The organism is Isoptericola sp. S6320L (assembly GCF_023015685.1).
GTDB lineage: Bacteria > Actinomycetota > Actinomycetes > Actinomycetales > Cellulomonadaceae > Isoptericola > Isoptericola halotolerans_A.
This window is the reverse complement of the sequence record NZ_JALKAT010000001.1, coordinates 1-18,750: the sequence shown is the minus strand read 5'-3', so window position 1 is coordinate 18,750 and position 18,750 is coordinate 1. Positions and strand designations below refer to the sequence as shown.

17 protein-coding genes and 1 riboswitch are annotated in these 18,750 nt (G+C 74.8%); of the genes, 8 read left to right on the top strand and 9 right to left on the bottom strand.

Features of this window, described 5'->3' with window-relative positions:
- The first annotated feature begins 53 nt into the window (after positions 1-53).
- Complete coding sequence (locus MWU57_RS00085; RefSeq protein WP_246906549.1) at positions 54-1,529, top strand: lipase maturation factor family protein; 1,476 nt, start codon at positions 54-56, stop codon at positions 1,527-1,529.
- 6 nt (positions 1,530-1,535) lie between these two features.
- Here the strand turns inward: MWU57_RS00085 and MWU57_RS00080 are convergent, their stop codons facing one another.
- Positions 1,536-2,933 carry an aldehyde dehydrogenase gene (locus MWU57_RS00080; protein WP_246906546.1) on the bottom strand — a complete coding sequence of 466 codons (1,398 nt, stop codon included), beginning with the start codon at positions 2,931-2,933 and terminating at the stop codon, positions 1,536-1,538.
- A 301-nt stretch (positions 2,934-3,234) separates the two neighbouring features.
- On the opposite strand from MWU57_RS00080, the gene MWU57_RS00075 reads away from it, so the two are divergent.
- Entirely contained in the window at positions 3,235-3,792 is a 558-nt protein-coding gene (locus MWU57_RS00075) for a hypothetical protein (protein WP_106269283.1), read from the top strand.
- 4 nt (positions 3,793-3,796) lie between these two features.
- Positions 3,797-4,465: an N-acetyltransferase gene (locus MWU57_RS00070; protein ID WP_246906543.1), complete on the top strand. Its 669-nt coding sequence runs from the start codon at positions 3,797-3,799 to the stop codon at positions 4,463-4,465.
- A gap of 80 nt (positions 4,466-4,545) precedes the next feature.
- On the opposite strand, the gene MWU57_RS00065 is transcribed toward MWU57_RS00070, so the two are convergent.
- On the bottom strand, positions 4,546-5,229 hold the full coding sequence (locus MWU57_RS00065; RefSeq protein ID WP_246906540.1) for a hypothetical protein: 684 nt from the start codon (positions 5,227-5,229) through the stop codon (positions 4,546-4,548).
- Positions 5,230-5,303: 74 nt separating this feature from the next.
- On the opposite strand from MWU57_RS00065, the gene MWU57_RS00060 reads away from it, so the two are divergent.
- Positions 5,304-5,957 carry a YigZ family protein gene (locus MWU57_RS00060; protein WP_246906538.1) on the top strand — a complete coding sequence of 218 codons (654 nt, stop codon included), beginning with the start codon at positions 5,304-5,306 and terminating at the stop codon, positions 5,955-5,957.
- Positions 5,958-5,960: 3 nt separating this feature from the next.
- On the opposite strand, the gene MWU57_RS00055 is transcribed toward MWU57_RS00060, so the two are convergent.
- From MWU57_RS00055 to MWU57_RS00045, 3 genes are all read right to left on the bottom strand, one after another.
- Positions 5,961-7,367 (bottom strand): UTP--glucose-1-phosphate uridylyltransferase, encoded by a 1,407-nt coding sequence (locus MWU57_RS00055; protein WP_246906535.1) that lies wholly within the window; start codon positions 7,365-7,367, stop codon positions 5,961-5,963.
- A gap of 83 nt (positions 7,368-7,450) precedes the next feature.
- Positions 7,451-8,071 (bottom strand): L-threonylcarbamoyladenylate synthase, encoded by a 621-nt coding sequence (locus MWU57_RS00050; RefSeq protein ID WP_246906532.1) that lies wholly within the window; start codon positions 8,069-8,071, stop codon positions 7,451-7,453.
- Positions 8,072-8,108: 37 nt separating this feature from the next.
- Positions 8,109-9,092, bottom strand: a complete 984-nt coding sequence (locus tag MWU57_RS00045) for a threonine/serine dehydratase (protein ID WP_246906529.1) — start codon at positions 9,090-9,092, stop codon at positions 8,109-8,111.
- Positions 9,093-9,187: 95 nt separating this feature from the next.
- Here MWU57_RS00045 and MWU57_RS00040 point away from each other — a divergent pair, with 95 nt between their 5' ends.
- Entirely contained in the window at positions 9,188-10,126 is a 939-nt protein-coding gene (locus tag MWU57_RS00040; RefSeq protein WP_106269287.1) for a LysR family transcriptional regulator, read from the top strand.
- 34 nt (positions 10,127-10,160) lie between these two features.
- Here the strand turns inward: MWU57_RS00040 and MWU57_RS00035 are convergent, their stop codons facing one another.
- From MWU57_RS00035 to MWU57_RS00025, 3 genes are all read right to left on the bottom strand, one after another.
- Complete coding sequence (locus MWU57_RS00035; protein WP_125206579.1) at positions 10,161-10,655, bottom strand: QsdR family transcriptional regulator; 495 nt, start codon at positions 10,653-10,655, stop codon at positions 10,161-10,163.
- A 173-nt stretch (positions 10,656-10,828) separates the two neighbouring features.
- A complete protein-coding gene (locus MWU57_RS00030; RefSeq protein ID WP_246906526.1) occupies positions 10,829-12,667 on the bottom strand; it encodes an ABC transporter ATP-binding protein in 1,839 nt (612 codons plus the stop codon).
- Positions 12,664-14,517, bottom strand: coding sequence for an ABC transporter ATP-binding protein (locus MWU57_RS00025; protein ID WP_374108506.1), 1,854 nt, complete (start codon positions 14,515-14,517; stop codon positions 12,664-12,666). The genes MWU57_RS00030 and MWU57_RS00025 overlap by 4 nt, the downstream gene beginning before the upstream one ends.
- A gap of 45 nt (positions 14,518-14,562) precedes the next feature.
- Between MWU57_RS00025 and MWU57_RS00020 the strand changes: the two genes are divergently transcribed.
- Both MWU57_RS00020 and MWU57_RS00015 read left to right on the top strand, forming a co-directional pair.
- Complete coding sequence (locus MWU57_RS00020) at positions 14,563-15,177, top strand: methyltransferase domain-containing protein (protein ID WP_246906522.1); 615 nt, start codon at positions 14,563-14,565, stop codon at positions 15,175-15,177.
- An 85-nt stretch (positions 15,178-15,262) separates the two neighbouring features.
- On the top strand, positions 15,263-16,657 hold the full coding sequence (locus MWU57_RS00015) for a hypothetical protein (RefSeq protein ID WP_246906521.1): 1,395 nt from the start codon (positions 15,263-15,265) through the stop codon (positions 16,655-16,657).
- Between the two features lie 24 nt (positions 16,658-16,681).
- Here the strand turns inward: MWU57_RS00015 and thiD are convergent, their stop codons facing one another.
- On the bottom strand, positions 16,682-17,554 hold the full coding sequence (thiD, locus tag MWU57_RS00010) for a bifunctional hydroxymethylpyrimidine kinase/phosphomethylpyrimidine kinase (RefSeq protein ID WP_246906519.1): 873 nt from the start codon (positions 17,552-17,554) through the stop codon (positions 16,682-16,684).
- Positions 17,546-17,640: riboswitch (TPP riboswitch) on the bottom strand. It overlaps the preceding gene by 9 nt.
- 160 nt (positions 17,641-17,800) lie before the next feature.
- Between thiD and MWU57_RS00005 the strand changes: the two genes are divergently transcribed.
- Positions 17,801-18,697 carry a dienelactone hydrolase family protein gene (locus MWU57_RS00005; protein ID WP_246906517.1) on the top strand — a complete coding sequence of 299 codons (897 nt, stop codon included), beginning with the start codon at positions 17,801-17,803 and terminating at the stop codon, positions 18,695-18,697.
- The last annotated feature ends 53 nt before the right edge of the window (positions 18,698-18,750 follow it).

The following is an 18,750-nucleotide window of genomic DNA, read 5'->3' as shown; positions in this document are numbered from 1 at the left end:
CCGGGCCGGCGTCCGCGGCGGTGAGCATCGCGAGGCCTGGATAGCGTGGTGGCATGCCCGCGTGGACGACCTGGCTCGAGAGCTGGTGGGCGGCCGGCGACTACGACGTCGCCCGCCAGGTGCTGCAGCGTGGCGTCGGGGTGCTGCTGTGCCTGGCGTTCCTGCAGGCGCTGGGCCAGTTCCGTCCGCTGCTCGGCGACCACGGTCTGACACCGGTGCGCACGTTCACCGCCCAGGTCCGGTTCCGCGACGCGCCGTCGCTGTTCCAGTGGCGCTACAGCGACCGGCTGCTCGCGACGGTGGCGTGGACCGGCGTGGTCGGTGCCGCAAGCCTCGTCGCGGGCCTGCCCCAGGCGGGCCCCTGGTGGGTGCCGACGCTCGTGCTGCTGGTCCTGTGGTGGTTCTACCTGTCGATCGTCAACGTGGGCCAGCGGTTCTACGGTTTCGGCTGGGAGATGCTGCTGTGCGAGATGACGTTCCTCGTGGCCTGGTTCGGCTCCGAGGCCGTGCCGGTGCCGTTCCTGCTGGTGCTGGCGGCCCGGTGGCTGCTGTTCCGCGTGGAGCTCGGCGCGGGCCTGATCAAGTGGCGCGGCGGGCGCGAGTGGCGTGACCTCACGGCGCTCGACTTCCACCACGAGACCCAGCCCATGCCGGGCCCCCTCAGCTGGCACGCCCACCACCTGCCGCGCTGGTGGCACCGGGTCGAGGTGGTCGGCACCCACGTCTCCCAGCTCGGCGTGCCGTGGCTGCTGTGGCTGCCCCAGCCCTTGCCGAGCATCGCCGGCGTCGTCGTGGTCCTCACCCAGGGGTGGCTCGTGGTCACCGGGAACTTCGCGTGGCTCAACTGGGCCACGATCGTGCTGGGTGCGGCGATGATCTCCGACGGCGCATGGTCGACGATGCTCGGCGCGGTGGGGCCCGGGCCCGACGGCGCGCAGGCCGGGCCGAGCCCGGACCTGTCCGTCGCGCACGTGGTGGCGGTCGCCGCGGTCGTTACCGTGCTCGCCGTCCTGTCCGTGCGGCCCGCGCGCAACCTCGCCTCGCGTCACCAGAGCATGAACGCGAGCTTCGAGCCCTGGCGCCTGGTCAACGCGTACGGCGCCTTCGGGTCGGTCACCCGCCGCCGCGAGGAGGTCGTCGTCGAGGGCACGCTCGCACCGCACCCCGGACCGGGCGACTGGCAGGCGTACGAGTTCCGTGGCAAGCCCGGCGACGTGCGCCGCCGGCCACCGCAGGTCGCGCCGTACCACCTGCGCCTCGACTGGCTGCTGTGGTTCGTGCCGCTCGGTTCCGGCGGGACGCTCTGGTTCGAGCGCCTCCTGCTGCGGCTGCTCGAGGCGGACCGGGCGACGCTGCGCCTGCTGCGCCACGACCCGTTCGGTGGCGAGCGGCCACGCTGGGTGCGAGCACGCCTGTACCGCTACCGGTTCTCGACGCCCGAGGAGCGGCGGCGCACCGGCGACTGGTGGGTGCGGCGCGAGGTCGCCGTCGTCGTCGACCCGGTCAGCCTGTCGATGGTGCGGCGCTGAGGCTCGTCACAGCCCTTCGAGGTGCACCGCCTTGCGCACGGTCATCTCTTCGAGGAGGTCGGGCCCGAACCCGGCTCCTCCGCCGCTCGCCCGCCGCGGGTCGGCCGAACCGCCCGGCGCGCCGCCGAAGACGGCGTTGACCTTGACGGTCCCCACCTCCAGGACGTCGGCCGCGTGCAGGGCGTGGTCGAGCAGTGGCGTCAGCACGGTCGCCGCCAGCCCGTACGCCGAGGCGGAGGCACGGCGCAGGGCCTCGTCGAAGTCGGCGACCCGGACCACCGGGGCGACGGGGCCGAACGTCTCCTCGCGCAGCAGCGACACGTCGTCCGGGCATCGGTCGAGCACCGTCGGGGCGTAGAACGAGCCGGGACGGTCCAGCCGGTGGCCGCCGGTGACCACCTGGGCGCCCGCCTCGACGGCGCCGGACACGTGCGCCGCGACGACGGCGAGCTGGTCGGCGTCGACGAGGGGTCCCGTGGTCGTCGCCGGGTCGGCGGGGTCGCCGACGACGAGCTCCTCGGCACGGCGGGCGAGCTCGGCCACGACGGCGTCCGCGACCTCCTCGACCACGTACACCCGCTCGACGGCGGTGCACAGCTGGCCCGCGTTGGCGAAGGCCCCGGTCGCGATCTGCTCGGCGGCGCGCGCCGGGTCGACGCCGGCGTCCACGACCAGCGGGTCCTTGCCGCCGTTCTCCAGCAGCGCCCGCGCTCCGCGCTGCCCGACCGCCGCAGCGATGCGCCGGCCAGCGGCCGAGGAGCCGACGTGCGCGACCAGCGCGACGTCGTCGTGCGCCACGAGCGCCTCCCCGGTCGCGGCGTCGCCGCTGACCACCTCGAGCACGCCGGCGGGAAGCGCCTGGGCCACGAGCCCGGCGAGCCGGACGCCGGGCGCGTCGCTGCGCTCGGACGGCTTGTGGACCACGGTGTTGCCGGTGACGAGCGCCGCGGCGATCAGTCCGGCGGCGGCCGGGTACGGGTCGTTCCACGGTGTGACGACGGCGACGATGCCGCGCGGCTCACGGCGCACCACGTCCATCGCGGCGGGGGCTCCTGCCAGCACGCGGCCCGCGCGGCCGAGCCCCGCGACCGCCGCCTCGTCCAGCAGGTCCGCGGCGACCACGGCGGACTCGCGCGCCTCACCACGGAGGCGGCCGGTGGTCGAGCACAGCAGGTCGCCGAGCTCGTCCGCCTCAGCACGGACGGCGGTCGCCGCCTCGCGCAGGAGCCCGGCACGCTCGGCGGGCGACGTCGCACGCCAGCCGGCGAAGGCCGAGCGGGCGGTGCGCACGGCCGCGGCGACCTGGTCGGCGTCGGCGCACACGACGGCGCGGCCCGGCCGGCCGGTCGCCGGATCGAGCCGCTCGAGGGTACGGGTGGCGGGACGGGCGTCGGTCGTGGTCATGGGCTACCTCCCGGTTCGGCGGACGGCACGGTGTGCTCCGTGCGGGACCGCCACGAGCGTCCCGCCGCCCCGGGCTGCTCGCACGCCGGCGTCGGGTCGCGACGTCGGTGACCAGGTGGCGGCGGACAGGCGCTTCCCGGTCGCAGGCCAGGCGCGCGCGTCGAGCGACGACGTGGCTGACACGGCTGCTCGGCCGTGGGATCCTCGGGGGCGTGCCTCACACACCGCCCCAGCTCCGGCGCCCCCGACCGGCCGACGCGTCCCGCTGGGCCTCGCGACGGCACGTGACGGACGGCCGACGATGAGCCTGCGCGCCGAGGTGCACGACTGGGTGCGACGCCGTCGTGAACGACCGCTTCCGGTCGTGCGCGTCGGGCACGGCCCGGTCGTCCCCGGCAGCGTGCTGCGGCTCGCCGCGGTCTGTGCCGTGGCGGGACTGGTATGGGCGGGCGCTGCCCGCACCACCCTCGTGGCGGAGCTCGAGGTGGCGGCCGTCGCCGGCATGGCGCTCTGGGCGCTCGTGCGCCCGGGCACGGTCCCCGCGCACACCGCCGTGGTCCTCACGGCGCTGCTGCTCCTCGGTTCCACCGCCGCTCCGTTCGACCCCGCCGCGCTCTGGCTCGCTCCCGCGGCGTACGTGGCCGTGCGCCTGGGCTGGTGGGCGGGGCAGGTCGGATGGCGCACGCGGGTGGAGGTCACGGCCCTGCGCCGCACGGGGAGCCGCGACCTGGTGCTGCTGGGGCTGGCGGTGGCCGTCGGCGGTGCGGCCTGGGCGGCGTCCGGAGCCACGGTCGCCGGCCTCGCGCTCGTCGGCGGCGGGGCGTTGCTGGCCCTGGCATGGCGCGTGCTGCCACGATGACCCGATGACTGAGACCATGATCCGCCCCTACCGCACGTCCGACCGTCACGCCGTCGCCGAGGTGTGCGTCCGGACCGCCGCGGGGGGCAGCGACGCCCGGGGCGTCTACTCCGACGACCTGCTCATGCCCGAGGTGTACGCCCTGCCGTACGTCGACCACGCCCCCGACCTGGCCTTCGTCGTCGTGCAGCAGGACGCCGACCCGAGCGGGCCGCTGGCAGTCGACGACGGACGGCTCGTGGGCTACGTCATCGCCGTGGCGGACACGGCCGAGTTCGCGACATGGTGGGAACGGGAGTGGACGCCGGGCTTCGTCGCGCGGCACCCCGTGGCCGGCCCGGCGACCGCGGCCGACCCCTCCTACTCCGAGGACGCGCTGCTGAAGGACGGTCGCGATCCGCAGCGGATGGTGCGCGGCCTGCAGGGCGGCGAGCTCGAGACCCACCCGGCACACCTGCACATCGACCTGGTCCCCGAGGCGCAGGGTCAGGGTCTCGGCCGCCGGCTCGTGGACACGCTGCGGGCCGCCCTCGCTGCTCGGGGCGTCCCGGGCGTTCACCTCGGGTACGACCCGGCGAACACGCGCGCCCGGGCGTTCTACGACCGACTGGGGTTCGTGGAGCTCGCCTCCCACACCCCCACCCGGCCGCTGCTCGGCATCACGACCGGCTGAGCTCGGACCGCCCCCGCTTTCGAGGCGTTTGTTGTACCGGCGGCTTCGGGTGGGTGCGCGTAGTTTCGGCGCTTGGCACACTATTTTGCTTCGTGTACCGAGGTGCCCGGATCGGGCATCCCGGCGTCCGTCCAGGCCCTGCGCACCTGCTCAAACCTCGTCGGCAGCGGCGGGCGCGTCGCCCCGTAGCGGGCGTTCGTCCGGTGCACGAACCGCCTCCACGACAGCACCAGCCCCTGCCGGGTGATCGGCAACCCGCTGGAGACGGTCGTGCCGTTGTCGTGCGTGTGGTGCACCGTCAGGAGCAGCGCGCGCGGCACGGAGCCCTCCAGCTCGGCCGCGAGCTCGGTGCGCACCACCATCCAGTGCCGCAGCACCACCACGACCTCGCCCGGCACGCGGTGCCGGCGGAGCGTGCGGTGCTTCCCGTGGCGCACGAGCACCCTCCCCTCCCCCGGAGCGCGCACACCACCGACGCGACCTCGCCCGGCTCCGTCGTCGGGGCCGAGGTCCAGGTCCTCGGCCCGCACCCGCAGCAGGTCTCCGTACCGCGCACCGGTCGCGCGGGTCAGCCCGGCGATCACCGCGAGGCGGACGATCTCGGGCTTGCCGTCCGGTCGCAGCGCCTCCACGGAGAGCTGGCGCCAGACCCACTCGGCCTCGTCGAGCGACACGGTGGGCCGGGGGTAGCGGACGGCCTGCGGCTGGACCTGGTGATCGTCGTTGCCGTCGTTGGAGCGCGGGGCTCCCTCAGGGTGCGTCATGGGAGAATCATGTCGCTTGGCACACTATTTCAAGAACAGGCTCGTCGGCGTGTCACCCCTCGTAGGATCGACGGATGTCCCTGCCCCGCACGCTCTCCGCGCCCGTGGACCACGAGCTCGTGGTCAAGCGGTCGCGGTTCCTCGCGCACGTGGCGCCGGTCACCGACGGCGCCGCGGCCGACGACGTCGTCACCCGCCGGCGCAAGCAGCACTGGGACGCGCGGCACCACTGCGTCGCGGTGGTGCTCGGCGCCCGCGCGGACGGTCGACGCTCCTCCGACGACGGCGAGCCGACGGGCACGGCCGGTGTCCCGATGCTGGAGGTGCTCAGACACCGGCAGGTGACCGACGTCGTCGCCGTCGTGACGCGCTACTTCGGCGGCGTGCTGCTCGGCGCAGGCGGTCTTGTCCGTGCCTACTCCGGCGCCGTGACGGCGGCGCTCGACGCTGCCGAGCGCCGCCGACTGATCGTCGGCCGCCGCACCCTCGTCGAGGTCACGCTCGACGCCCCGCACGCCGAGGCCGGCCGGCTCGAGCATCTGCTCCGCGAGTGGGCGGGGACGCACGACGCCGCCGTCGGCGACACCGCGTATGCCGATCAGGCACGCCTCACGGTGCTCGTGCCGCCCGAGAAGGTCTCACGGTTGGCCGACGACGTCGCGGCGGCCACGGCGGGGCGGCTCAGCCCCGTCGTGGGCGACGAGCGGATCGTCGACGTCCCGACGTGACGGTCAGGCGATGCCGCCGGCGGTGAGCGTGGCTCCGTCCGGGACGGTCCCCGCTCCCCCGTCGGGCTCGGGCAGCGCCGCGTCGCCCGTGGCGCGCACCCCCGCACCGAAGGACCAGTCGCCGGCGACCGAGAGCCCGCTCGCCTCGCGCAGGGACGGCGGCCCGGCCGGGAACCGCGCGTCGAAGGCGCCGATGGTCTTGTAGGTCTTCGACAGCTGCACCAGGGGCGCCTCGACCTGGGCGACGAGCCGGTAGTCGTCGGTGAGCTCGTAGACGTCCGAGCGGAGCAGCAGCAGGTCGTTGGTGGTCTTGACGGGGAGGAACCTCTCCCGGCCGACCTCGATCGCGGTGGCGCCCTCGAACACGGCGACCGCCGCGCCCATGGCCGACTCGATCTGGACGACCTCGGGCGACGTCGCGTCCGACGGGTCGACCGTCTTGGCGTTGCGGATCAGCGGCAGCTCGAGGACGCCGCCCGTGCGGTCGAGCTCGGCGGCCAGGACCTCCAGGTCGAACCACAAGTTGTTGGTGTGGAAGTAGCGGTGGCGCTCGGGGTCGAGCGAGACGTCCATGTCGTCCGGGTGCGTCTGCGCCGTCTCGCGCTGGATGATCCGGCCGTCGGACCGGCGCACCACGAGCTGGCCGCCCTTGACGTCCGCAGGCGTCTTGAGACACATCTCGGCGGCGTACGGGGCGCCGGTGCCGGCGAACCAGGCCGCGATCTCGCCGTCGGGTGCGGCACCGAGGTTGTCGGAGTTGGAGACGCAGGCGTAGCGGAAGCCGGCGTCGAGGAGCGCCCGCACCACACCGTTCGCGTGCAGCGCGGGGTACAGGTCGCCGTGCCCCGGCGGGCACCACTCCATCGACGGGTCGGCCGGCCACTCGACCGGCTCCAGGGTGTCCGCCCGCAGCTTCGGCTCCCGGTTCTGCAGGAAGTCGAGCGGCAGACCTTCCACGGCGAGGTCGCCGTACCCCGACAGGGCGGCGAGCGTGTCCTCCTGCGTACGGAACGAGTTCATGAGCACCAGCGGCAGCCGGGCACCGGTCGTCCGGCGCGCCGCCCGGACCTGCCCGACGATCACGTCGAGGAAGCTCAGCGACTCGCCCTCGGCCGAGCGTCGCACCTCGAGCAGCGACTTCGCCCGGTCCATGCCCATCGAGGTGCCGAGACCCCCGTTGAGCTTGATGATGGCCGTCCTCGCCAGGGCGGCGGACGCGTCCGCCGCATCCACCTCCAGATCGGCGTGCCGGGTCAGGCCCGTCAGGGGCTCGACGTCGTCCTCCCGCACGTAGCCGCTCTGGCCGCCCTCCAGCAGCCGGTAGAAGCGGCTGAAGACGTCGACGGCGGCCGGTGCGACCCCCGCGCTCTCCATCTTGTCCCGGGCCAGCTCGAGTCCACGATCGCTCATGACGAGCACCCTAGCCTGGCCCGGTGTCCGGCCGGTGGACGGTCCGCGACGCGGGCGTTGCGACCCGCGGCTCCGTCCCGTCGCTACTCGAACGGTGCAGGGTCCCCGGCTCCGACGCGGACGACCTCCGGATAGCCGGCCGACCAGTCGACGACGGTGGTCGGCTCCGCCACGACGTCGCCGGAGTCCACGACCAGCTCCACCGACCGGTCCAGCGTCTCGGCGACCTGCCACGCCTCGGTCAGGGGCTCGGCGTCCCCCGGCAGGATGAGCGTCGAGCTGAGGAGCGGCTCGCCCAGCTCGCCGAGCAGCGCGCGGACCACGCGCGAGTCCGGGATGCGCACGCCCACGGTCTTCTTCTTCGGGTGGGCGAGCCTCCGGGGGACCTCCGACGTGGCCGGCAGGATGAACGTGTAGGGGCCGGGCGTCGCCGCCTTGATGGCGCGGAAGGCCGAGTTGTCGAGCCGCACGAGCTGACCGAGCTGGGCGAAGTCGCAGCACACCAGCGTGAAGTGGTGCTTGGCGTCCAGGCGCCGGATCTGCCGGATGCGCTCGGTGCCGTCGTGCTGCCCGATCCGGCAGCCGAGGGCGTAGCCGGAGTCCGTCGGGTAGGCGACGAGCGCACCCTCCTGCCAGGCCGCCACGACCTGGCTCACCAGACGCGGCTGCGGGTCGACGGGGTGGATGTCCACGAGGCGAGCCATCTCGACAGGCTACGCCGAGGCGGCGCCGTCCCGCTGGTCAGGCGCTCGCCAGGGCTCGGCGCAGCTCCGCCTCGCTGGCGTTGCCGCCGGAGCACACGACCCCGGTGCGCACACCGGCGAAGCGCTCGGCATGCGTCAGCACGGCCGCCAGGGCGGCGGCCCCGGCCCCCTCGGACACGGTGCGGGCCGCCGTGAGGTAGACGCGCTGCGCACGGGCGATCGCGTCGTCGTCCACCAGGAGGAAGTCGCTCAGGTGGGTACGGAGCAGCCCCTGGGTGAGGGCGAAGCCCCGCCCGACGGCGAGCCCTTCCGCCCGCGTGCGGTTGGGGCGGACGAGGAGCTCGCCGGCGCGCCAGGAGTCGTGCGCGGCCGGGGAGGCCGCGGCCTGCACACCGACGACCCGGACACGGGGAGCCACCGCTGCGGCCACGAGGCACGCGGCGGCCGCCCCGGAGCCACCGCCGACCGGCACGACGACCACGTCGAGGTCTGGTCGCTGCTGCAGCAGCTCGAGGGTCGCCGTCGCCACCCCGGCGACGAGGTCCGGCTCGTCGGCGGCGCTCACCAGGCGTGCACCACGGTCCTCGGCAAGCCGCTCGGCGTGCGCACAGGCGTCCTCCAGCCGCTCCCCGTGCAGCACGACGTCCGCTCCGAGAGCGCGCACGGCGCGTTCCTTGACGGGGTTCGGTGCGGTCGGCATGACGATCGTGCACGGTGCGCCCACGTGCCGTGCGGCGTCGGCGAGCGCCTGCGCGTGGTTGCCCGTCGAGTAGCCGACGATCCCGCGCCGACGGGCGTCGTCGGACATCCGCAGCAGCAGGTTGAGCGCGCCGCGCACCTTGAACGCACCGGTGCGCTGGAGGTTCTCGTGCTTGACGACGACGTGCGCCCCGGAGGCTCCGGCGTCGTCGACCAGCCGGTCGAGCTCGGCGTAGGTCGACGCGGGCGTGCGCACGACGAGCCCGTCGATGCGGCGCTGCGCGGTCAGGACATCGGCGACGGTCGGCGGGTCGAGAGGCATACGCCCAGCATCGGCCGCACCACATCCATCGGTCCAATGCCATCTTGTGACCTGAACCATCGCCGTCGTCGATGAGTGGTTCGTATCCTGGTGCGATGACCGACGTCCCGCCCCCCGCCGCGCAGCTCGATCTCACCCGGCTGCGCGTGCTGGCCGCCGTGGCCCGGACCGGCTCGGTGACGGCCGCCGCCCGCGAGCTGCACTACGCCCAGCCGTCCGTGAGCCACCATCTCGCGCGGCTCGAGACCGAGGCGGGGATCCCGTTGCTGCAGCGCGCGGGCCGCGGCGTACGCCTCACGGAGGCCGGGCGTCTCCTCGCCGACCGTGCGGGCGAGATCATCGCCCGCGTCGAGGGGGCGCAGCGGGAGCTCGACGCCCTCGCCGGCCTGCGTGCCGGCCGGGCGAGGCTCGCCGCCTTCCCGTCCGCCCTCGCGACCATCGTGCCGGAGGCCGTCACCCGGCTGCGGAGCGACCATCCCGGCATCGGCGTCAGCCTGGTCGAGGCGGAGCCCCCGGAGGCCGTCGCGGCCCTCCGGTCCGGTGAGGTCGACGTCGCCCTCGTGTTCGAGCACGCGGACGTGCGTCATGCCCGGGCCGTCGACGACCTCTCGCGCTTCCAGACCACGCGCGTGCTCGACGACACGGTGCACCTCGTGACGGCGAGCGACGGCCGGGGGCCCGCCGCGGGCTCCGGCGACTCGGGGACCCCCCTGTTGCGCGCGCACGAGGACGACGCGTGGATCGCGGGCTGCGAACGGTGCCGCGCCGACCTCCTCGCGCGGTGCGCGGCGGCCGGCTTCGCCCCGCGGCTCGCCTTCGAGACCGACGACTACGTCGCCGTGCAGGCGCTCGTCGCCGCCGGCGCCGGCGTGAGCCTGCTCCCCGGTCTCGCGCTGCGGGCGCACCGGAACCCCCAGGTGGCGACCGTGCCGCTGCCGGGCGCCCGGCGGTCGGTGCTGGCCCTCACCGTGGGGGCCCCCACTCCCCCGGCCGCCGCGCTGGTGGAGAGGCTCGTCGCGGCCGGCCATCCCTGAGGGACCACCCGCCGGCAGCCGGCCGCGGCGGGCCCTAGCCCATCGGCAGGACCGTCCGGCGCAGGTGCTCGCCGAGGCGCCTGTCGGGCTCGATCCCGGCGAGCATCGAGCCGAACAGGACCGACTCGCCGATGCGGACGAAGGCGAAGGCGGTCTCGGCCACCGAGAACTGCAAGGGGCCCAGCGCGCCGGACTCCTGCTCGCGGCGGATGAGCGCCGCCCACGCCTCGACGTTGCGCACGTGCACCCGTGCCGTGGCGCCGAACAGGACCCGGGTGGCGTCGACGGGATCGACGGCGAGGTACTTCTGCAGCGGCTCGTCGAGCCTGACCTCGTCGTCGAACCGCTGGGCGATCGCCAGCAGACGACCGACGCCCGTCCTGGCCGCGTCGTCCGCCTCCTGGCGTGCGCGGTCCAGGGTCCGTGCCGCGAGCTGCCACAGCACGTCACCGAGGAGGCGGTCCCGGCTGCCGACGACCCGGTACAGCGTCGCCCTGCTGACCCACAGGTCCTCGGTGAGCTGATCCATCGCCAGTCCCCCGGACGCCGCGAACCGCCGTCTGGCAGCGCGCAGCGCGACCGGGTACGTGATGACGCGGCCTCGGGTGCCGCTCGGTCTCTCTCGGACGTCGACCACGGTGTCGCACCCCTTCTCTGGACGGACACACAGCATACCGTCCGGTCGGTCTGGCGCCGAGAGGGTCAGACGAGCGACTCCTGCCATGCCGCGTCGAGGGCGGCGAACCGGCCCCGCTGCGCCACGAGGTCCTGCGGTGTCCCGTCCTCGACGACGCGCCCGCCCTCCATGACGAGCACGCGGTCCGCGATGGCGACCGTCGAGAGCCGGTGGGCGATGATGATGGCCGTCCGGTCCGCGAGCAGCGTCTGCAGACCGCGCTGGACCCACCGCTCCCCCGGGACGTCGAGCGAGCTCGTCGCCTCGTCGAGCACCAGCACGGCGGGGTCCGCGAGGAAGGCACGGGCGAAGCTGAGGAGCTGGCGCTGCCCCGCGGACACCCGACCGCCCCGCTTGTTCACCTCGGTGTCGTAGCCGTCGGGCAGGCTGGTGACCACGTCGTGCACACCGACCGCGCGGGCGGCCGCCTCGACCTGTTCGTCGGTGGCGTCCGGGCGGCCCAGCGCGATGTTCTCCCGCACCGTGCCGCTGAAGAGGTACGCCTCCTGCGTCACCATCACCACCGCCCGCCGCAGGTCGGGCGTGGACAGGTCTCGCACGTCCACGCCGTCCAGCAGCACCCGTCCGTCGCTCGCGTCGTAGAACCGCGTGACGAGCTTGGCCAGCGTCGATTTCCCCGCCCCCGTGGAGCCCACGAGCGCGACGGTCTGCCCGGCGGGGATCGTCAGGTCCAGCCCGGGCAGCACCACCGGCCCCGCGCCGTACCGGAAGGTGACGTCCGCGAGCCGCACCTCGCCGCGGGCCTTGCGCAGCGGCGTCGGACGCTGCGGCTCGGCGACGGTCGGTTCCTCGGCGAGCAGCCCGGACACCTTCTCCAGCGCGGCCACGGCGGACTGGAGGGCGTTGTAGAACATGCCGAGCTGCTGGATGGGCTGGAAGAAACGCTTGACGTACAGCAGCACGGCGACCAACGCACCGAGCTCGAGCTGTCCCTCGAAGACGCGCCACCCGCCGTAGGCGAGCGCCGCCGCCACCGTGACGTTGCCGATCAGCACGAGTCCCGGTTGGTAGCGGCCGTTGACGCCGAAGATGCGCAGGTTCGCGTCGCGGTACTCCTCGCCGAGGCGGGCGTACTCGGCCTGGGTGGTGGGCTCACGCCGGAACGCCTGCACCGCCCGCATCCCCGTCATCGTCTCGACGAACTTCACGATGAGCCGTGCCGAGGCGCTGCGCTGCTCGCGGTAGTGGCGCTGCGAACGTCGCTGGAACCAGCGGGTCAGCAACCAGGCGGGGACGAGGGCGGCCGTCAGCACCAGGCCCGACCGCCAGTCCACGACGAAGAGCGCCGCCCCGGTGAACACCATGAGCATGAGGGAGGACACGACGCCCGTCAGCCCCCCGTCGAAGAGCTCGCGGAGCGCCTCCAGGTCCGAGGTCTGGCGGCTGATGACGCGTCCCGAGGTGTACGACTCGTGGAACTCGAGCGAGAGACGCTGGGTGTGCCGGAACACCCGACGACGCAGCTCGAGCAGCACGCTCTGGGCGACACGGGCCGCGGCCCGGACGTAGGCACCGGCGCAGATCCCACCCAGCACCGCGGCCGCGACGTAGGCGCCGCCGATCGCCGCGAGGCGAGCGGGGTCGCCGTCCCGGAGCGCCGGCAGCGCGGTGTCGATCGCCGCCTGGACCAGGAGCGGCCCGGCCACCTGGCCCAGCGTCCCGACCACGATCAGCAACCCGGCCCAGGCGAGCGGGCGCCACCGCGGGCGCAGCAGCTCGCCGAGGAGCCGCAACGAACGGCGTCGCACCGCGCGCGACGTCGTCCGGTCGAGGAGCGCCGCGTCGTCGGCGTGGACGTCGCGAGGGTCCCGGCGGGCCGGTGGCGTGCTGGACGTCGCGGTCATCGGGTCGCCTCCGCCTCGTGGTCGTGCTCGCTGCTCTGCCAGTCCGCCTCGAGGGAGGCGATGACGTAGCGGTAGTGGTCGTCGGCGGCGAGGAGCTCTCGGTGCGTGCCCACCGCCCGGATGCGCCCCTCGGCGAGGACGGCCACCCGGTCCGCGAGCGCCACCGTGGACGGCCGGTGGGCGACGATCAGGCTGGTGGTGCGTTCGAGCACCTGGCGCAGCCGGGCCGTGACGGCCTCCTCGGTGGTCACGTCCAGAGCGGAGAGCGGGTCGTCCAGGACGAGCACCCGGGGCCGCGCGGCGACGGCCCGGGCGAGGGCGAGACGCTGGCGCTGGCCGCCGGACAAGGAGAGGCCCTCTTCGCCGATGCGCGTGTCGACGCCGTGCGGCAGGTCGTGGACGAACCCGGCCTGGGCGACCTCCACGGCCTCGTGCAGCCGCTCCTCGCGCGCCTCGGGGGGCAGGTCGTCGTCGACGCCGAGGAGCACGTTGTCCCGTACCGACGCCGAGAACAGGGTGGGGTCCTCGAAGGCGACGGCGACGGCCCGGCGTACGTCGTGGCGGCGCAGGTGGCGCACGTCGTGCCCGTCGATCTCCACGGCGCCCGTGGTGACGTCGGCGAGGCGCGGGACCAGCATCGCGAGGGTGGACTTGCCGGACCCGGTCAGGCCGACCAGCGCCGTCGTGGTGCCGGCGGGCAGCTCGAGGTCGACGCCGGCGAGCACGGGTTCCTGGGCGTCGTCGTACCGGAAGCCCACGTCGCGCAGGACGACGTGTCCGCGGCCCTCGCCCAGCTCGACGGGGTCGACGGGGTCGGTCAACGGGTTGGGGGTGTCCATGACCTCGAAGTAGCGGTCCACGGCGGTGCGGGCGTTGAGCGTCATGGACAGCGTCATGCCGAGGTCGACGACGGGTCCGTTGACGACGGCTGCGGTGAGGAAGAACGCGACGAGCGCCCCCACGCTGAGCTGCCCCTCGGCCGCCTGCCACACCCCGAGCACCAGGCACACGGCGAGCGTCAGCTCGGGGATGAGCTGCAGCGCGGTGGTGACGGTCGCCTGGTTGCCGGCCTTGCGGATCTCCGTGCGACGCAGCTCCTCGGCCTGCCCCGAGAACGACTCGAGCGCGTCCTCACCGCGGCCGAAGGCCTTGAGCACGCGGATGCCGTGCACCGACTCCTCGACGGTGTTGGCGAGGTCGCCGGACTGGTCCTGCGAGAGCCGGGCGATCACGCGATAGCGCCGCGAGAAGCGGAAGGCGATGATCGTCACCGGGATCGCGCCGGCGAGGTAGACCAGGCCCAGCCAGCCCGCGGTGGCCAGGAGGAGCGCGACACCCACGGCGATCGTCACCGTGCTGACCACGAGCTGCAGCAGCCCGAAGACGAGCCACCGTCGCAGCAGGCCCAGGTCCCCCATCGAGCGGCTCAGTAGCTGGCCGCCGGACCACCGGTCGTGGAACGCCGCGGGGAGCTGCTGCAGGTGGCGGAACAGCTGCGTGCGCAACGCGGCCTCGACCCGGGTGCCGGGGTACATCACGAGGTTGCGGCGCAGCAGGATGAGCCCCGCCTCGGTCACGCCGAGGCCGAGGACGGCCAGCGTCGGCCAGAGGAGCGCCGCGTAGTCGTGGGCGGCGACGCCCTGCGCGAGCGGGCCCTCCACGAGGCGCTGGAGCACGCGCGGGATGGCGAGCGCGGCGAGGCTCGCGCCGAGGGAGGCGAGGAGCCCGGCGACGAGGCGCGGCAGCGCCGGACGGACGGCGGGCAGCAGCCGCAGCACCGAGGCGATCGTGCCGAGCTGGGAACCCGCGGGCGCGGGAGGTTCTGGCGGGACGGGTGGCATCGCCGCCATTCTCCCACCGAGCACCGACATGCTTGCCCGGGGCATGATCTGCGGGTGACCCGATTCGACCTCGCGCACTGGGACCTGTACAACGCCGACCAGGTGGGGCGCGCGCCGCGGCAGCTGTGCCGCGACCTGCTCGCGCGCGCCGGGGAGGGTGCGGGCCGGCAGGCCGTCGACCTCGGCGCCGGCAGCGGGGTGGAGGCCGCGGCGCTCGTGCGCGCGGGATGGCGGGTGCTCGCCGTGGACCCGGCGCCGGCGACGGCGGACCTGGTGCCGCGTCAGGTCCCCCCGGCGCTCCGGGCGGGCCTGCAGGTCCGGGTCGCCGCCGTCCAGGAGGTGTTCCCGCTCCCGGGCGCCCACCTGGTCCACGCGTCCTACGCCCTGCCCTTCGTGCCGCCGTCGCAGTTCGCGCACGTCTGGGACGGCGTCCGCGCCGCGCTCGCACCGGGCGGCTGGCTCGGGGTCACGCTCTTCGGCGAGCGCGACGGCTGGGCGACGGACCCGGCCATGGCGGACGTGCTGACCTTCCACCCCTGGGCGGAGGTCGACCGGCTGCTCGACGGCCTGGACGTGCTCGTCGTCGACGAGCGGGAGCACGACGGCCCCGCGTTCGGTGGGACGAAGCACTGGCACACCTTCGAGGTCGTCGCGCGCAGGCTGAGCTGAGCTCTTGAAGCTGTCGGACCATCGGTGCCGCTGTCCCGCAGAACCGTCGGAGCCCGTGGCCACCCCAGCCCGTACGATGCCCGGCATGGATGGCGTGCAGCTGGTCGGTGTGGTGACGGGCGTGGTGCTGGTGGTCGTGGCGGGGCTGGCGCTCGTGCTCCGCGGGCGACGCCGGCGGGAGCGGCGGCGCGAGGCGGACCGGACCGAGCTCGACCGGCTCGCCACGGCGGCCGGGTCGGCGCTGGTCCGGACCGACGAGCGCGCCCGGCTGGCCGAGGACGAGCTGTCCTTCGCCGTGGCGGAGCTCGGCGAGCCGGCCACCGCCGAGGCCGGCCCGGCGCTGCGGCGAGCACGCGAGCACCTGCGCGAGGCGTTCCACCTCAACCAGCTCCTGCACGACCACGTACCCGACACCGACGTGGAGCGCCGCGAGTGGTCGGGTCGCATCGTCGAGCTGTGCCGCACCGCCGGAGCGGCGCTCGACGACCTCGACGCCGGGCTGGCGGACCGGCGTCGCGCCGCCCGCTCGACGCCGGAGGCGATCGACCGGGTCGAGGCGCGCGTCGCGGCCGTGCGAGAGGCCGTCGGGCCGGCCCGCGCCGACGTCGAGCGGCTGCGCACCGACTACACGGACCACGCGCTCGCGCCCGTGGCGGACAACCCGGCGCAGGCGGGCCGGCTGCTGGACTTCGCCGCCCGCAGCGCGGCCACCGCCCGCCGCCGGCTCGCCTCGCAACAGGTCGCAGAGGCCGTGGCCGGAACGCGGGCCGCCGAGGAGTCCGTGCTGCGCGCCGAGGGGCTGCTCGCCGCCGTCGACGGCTTCGAGGCCGAGGCGCTGCAGGCCGAAGCCGCTCTCGGGGCGCTCGTCGCCGAGTCGCGCACCGAGCTCGCCCAGGCGCGCGCCATGCCGGCGACCCGGCGTCGGGGGGCCGTCGACCTCGCGGCCGACGCCCTCGAGGAGGCCCTGCGGACGCTGCCGGGGCCCGGGGATCCCACCGACCCCGTCGCCGCCCTGACCCGGCTGCGCCAGGCCAACACCGCCCTGGACGACGCCGTGCGAGACCGGATCGAGCAGGACGAGCGGTCCCGGCGAGCGTCGGCGCAGCGCGGCCCCGCCCTCGACGACGCGGCCCGCCAGGTGGCTGCGGCCCGGGCCCTCGTGGACGACTACCGCGCGCCGGTGGGTCCCGACGCGCGCACCCGGCTCGCCGAGGCGGAGCGTGAGCTCACCGCGGCACGGAACGCCACCCACGCCGAGTCCGCCGTCGACCAGGCCCGCCGGGCCGCAGCCTTGGCCGCGGAGGCCGCCGAGCTCGCCCGACGCGACGTCTCGCACGCCGGCCACCACCAGCCGTGGGACGGCCGACGGCCCGCACCGGCCGGACGCGCGGGCTCGGGGGCGTTCGGCGCCGTCCTGGGCGGCATGGTGCTCGGCGGCATCCTGGACGAGATCGGCGACCTCGGCGACCTGTTCGACTGACGGCCGACCGGGCACCGCCGGCCGTCACCCCTCGACGAGCGCCTCGCGCAAGGCCCAGAAGTGGTCGACCGGTCCGCGACCGCCGCCGACCTCGAGGGCGGGACCCGCGGTGATGGCCCCCGCCAGCCAGGACTTGGTCTCTCGCAGCGCCCGCTCCCAGCTGCCGTGCCGGGCGTACCGGGTGACCAGCCCGCTGGACAGCGAGCACCCCGTGCCGTGCGTGCTCGAGACCCGCACGCGCGGCCCCGGAAGCTCTGCCACGACGCCGCGCGGCCCGACGAGTGCGTCCGGGACCTCGTCGCCCGCGAGGTGGCCCCCCTTGGCCACCACGAGCACGTCGTGCCGGTCGGCCAGCCGGAGCGCCTGGTCGAGCACACCGTCCCACGACGGCGCGTCGGCGTCGCCCAGGAGGACGGCGAGCTCCGGCACGTTGGGCGTGACGACGTCCGCACGGTCGAGCAGCCCGCGCACCGCGTCCTCGGCGGCGGGCTCCAGCAGGCGGTCGCCCGAGGTGGCGACCATGACGGGGTCGACGACCACGGGCGGACGACCCGCCGGTCCGCTGCTGTCCAGCCACCGGGCGACCACCTCCGCCACCTCGGCCGACGCGAGCATCCCGATCTTGACCCCGTCCATCGCGACGTCGGCACGGAGCGTGTCGAGCTGCTGGGCGAGGAACGACGGCGGTGGCACGTGCACCGCGCTGACCCCGCGGGTGCTCTGCGCGGTCAGCGCCGTGACCGCGGCCATCCCGTAGCCTCCGGCCGCCGCCACCGCCTTCAGGTCCGCCTGGACCCCGGCACCGCCGGACGGGTCCGAGCCCGCGACGGACAGCACGCGCGGGACGGGACGGGGTCGCCACGGTGGGCGGGCGGCGGCGGGCAGGGTCGACGGCATGGGCGACATCCCTTCGTCAGTGCGGACTGCATCAGGTTCGACGGGTGTGATCTCAGCTCCCGGTGGGCGCACCCCGTGTCGTGAGGACACGGTACCGGCCGCCGCCACGGCCTGAGACGGTGTCTCGGCCCGGTCCCGACGGTGACGGACCGGCGATCCTGCCGATGCCGCCGTGCCCGTGCGCCCCGCACGCTGGCCGGGCAGCAACACGGCTCCGTCGAGGAGCCCCGTCAGAGAGGACGAACGATGCAGCACTCCATCAGCACCTCGAAGACCCGGCAGCGGGTCACCGCCGTCCTGGCCTCGCTCGCCGTCGCCGTGGGCGTCGGCATCGCGGCCGGCCCGGCCGCGCACGGCGCGGACAACCCCCACGAGCGCGGCCCGGACCCGACCGAGTCCAGCATCGAGGCGCTCCGCGGCAGCTACGCGGTCTCCGAGCGCTCCGTCTCCCGCTGGGTCTCCGGGTTCGGTGGTGGGACGATCTACTACCCGACCACGACCAGCGACGGCGACTTCGGAGCGGTGGTGATCTCGCCCGGGTACACCGGCACGGAGAGCACCGTCGCGTGGCTCGGCCCCCGCCTCGCGTCCCAGGGCTTCGTGGTCCTGACGATGGCCACGAACTCGATCTACGACCAGCCCGACTCCCGGGCCCGCCAGCTCCAGTCGGCTCTCGACTACCTCACCGGCTCGAGCCCGGTGGCGGACCGCATCGACGCCGACCGGCTCGCGCTGATGGGCCACTCGATGGGTGGCGGCGGGACCCTGCGCGCCGTGGACGACAACCCCGACATCAAGGCCGCCATCCCCATGACGCCGTGGCACCCGCAGAAGGACTGGTCGTCGGTCAGCACCCCGACGCTGATCTTCGCGGCGGAGAACGACTCCGTCGCCCGCCACGAGACGCACGCCGAGCCGTTCTACGAGTCCTTCGAGCAGGACCTGCCCAAGGCGTACCTCGAGCTCGACGGGGCCAGCCACTTCGCACCCAACACCTCCAACACCACGATCGCGAAGTACTCGATCTCCTGGCTCAAGCGGTTCGTGGACGACGACACGCGGTACACGCCGTTCCTCTGCCCCGGACCGTCGACGGGGTGGCTCTCGGACGTCGAGAAGTACGAGAGCTCGTGCCCGTTCTGAGCGGGCCCTGACCGGGCCGGGACGGGCGACCGGGCCCGGCGGCGGGCGGACGC

What these genes read in the sequence shown, in the direction of transcription:
- MWU57_RS00085 (WP_246906549.1), top strand. Translation starts at nt 54, where the DNA reads ATGCCCGCGTGGACGACCTGGCTCGAGAGCTGGTGGGCGGCCGGCGAC.
- MWU57_RS00080 (WP_246906546.1), bottom strand. Translation starts at nt 2,933, where the DNA reads ATGACCACGACCGACGCCCGTCCCGCCACCCGTACCCTCGAGCGGCTC.
- MWU57_RS00075 (WP_106269283.1), top strand. Translation starts at nt 3,235, where the DNA reads ATGAGCCTGCGCGCCGAGGTGCACGACTGGGTGCGACGCCGTCGTGAA.
- MWU57_RS00070 (WP_246906543.1), top strand. Translation starts at nt 3,797, where the DNA reads ATGACTGAGACCATGATCCGCCCCTACCGCACGTCCGACCGTCACGCC.
- MWU57_RS00065 (WP_246906540.1), bottom strand. Translation starts at nt 5,229, where the DNA reads ATGACGCACCCTGAGGGAGCCCCGCGCTCCAACGACGGCAACGACGAT.
- MWU57_RS00060 (WP_246906538.1), top strand. Translation starts at nt 5,304, where the DNA reads ATGTCCCTGCCCCGCACGCTCTCCGCGCCCGTGGACCACGAGCTCGTG.
- MWU57_RS00055 (WP_246906535.1), bottom strand. Translation starts at nt 7,367, where the DNA reads ATGAGCGATCGTGGACTCGAGCTGGCCCGGGACAAGATGGAGAGCGCG.
- MWU57_RS00050 (WP_246906532.1), bottom strand. Translation starts at nt 8,071, where the DNA reads ATGGCTCGCCTCGTGGACATCCACCCCGTCGACCCGCAGCCGCGTCTG.
- MWU57_RS00045 (WP_246906529.1), bottom strand. Translation starts at nt 9,092, where the DNA reads ATGCCTCTCGACCCGCCGACCGTCGCCGATGTCCTGACCGCGCAGCGC.
- MWU57_RS00040 (WP_106269287.1), top strand. Translation starts at nt 9,188, where the DNA reads ATGACCGACGTCCCGCCCCCCGCCGCGCAGCTCGATCTCACCCGGCTG.
- MWU57_RS00035 (WP_125206579.1), bottom strand. Translation starts at nt 10,655, where the DNA reads ATGGATCAGCTCACCGAGGACCTGTGGGTCAGCAGGGCGACGCTGTAC.
- MWU57_RS00030 (WP_246906526.1), bottom strand. Translation starts at nt 12,667, where the DNA reads ATGACCGCGACGTCCAGCACGCCACCGGCCCGCCGGGACCCTCGCGAC.
- MWU57_RS00025 (WP_374108506.1), bottom strand. Translation starts at nt 14,517, where the DNA reads ATGGCGGCGATGCCACCCGTCCCGCCAGAACCTCCCGCGCCCGCGGGT.
- MWU57_RS00015 (WP_246906521.1), top strand. Translation starts at nt 15,263, where the DNA reads ATGGATGGCGTGCAGCTGGTCGGTGTGGTGACGGGCGTGGTGCTGGTG.
- thiD (WP_246906519.1), bottom strand. Translation starts at nt 17,554, where the DNA reads ATGCCGTCGACCCTGCCCGCCGCCGCCCGCCCACCGTGGCGACCCCGT.
- MWU57_RS00005 (WP_246906517.1), top strand. Translation starts at nt 17,801, where the DNA reads ATGCAGCACTCCATCAGCACCTCGAAGACCCGGCAGCGGGTCACCGCC.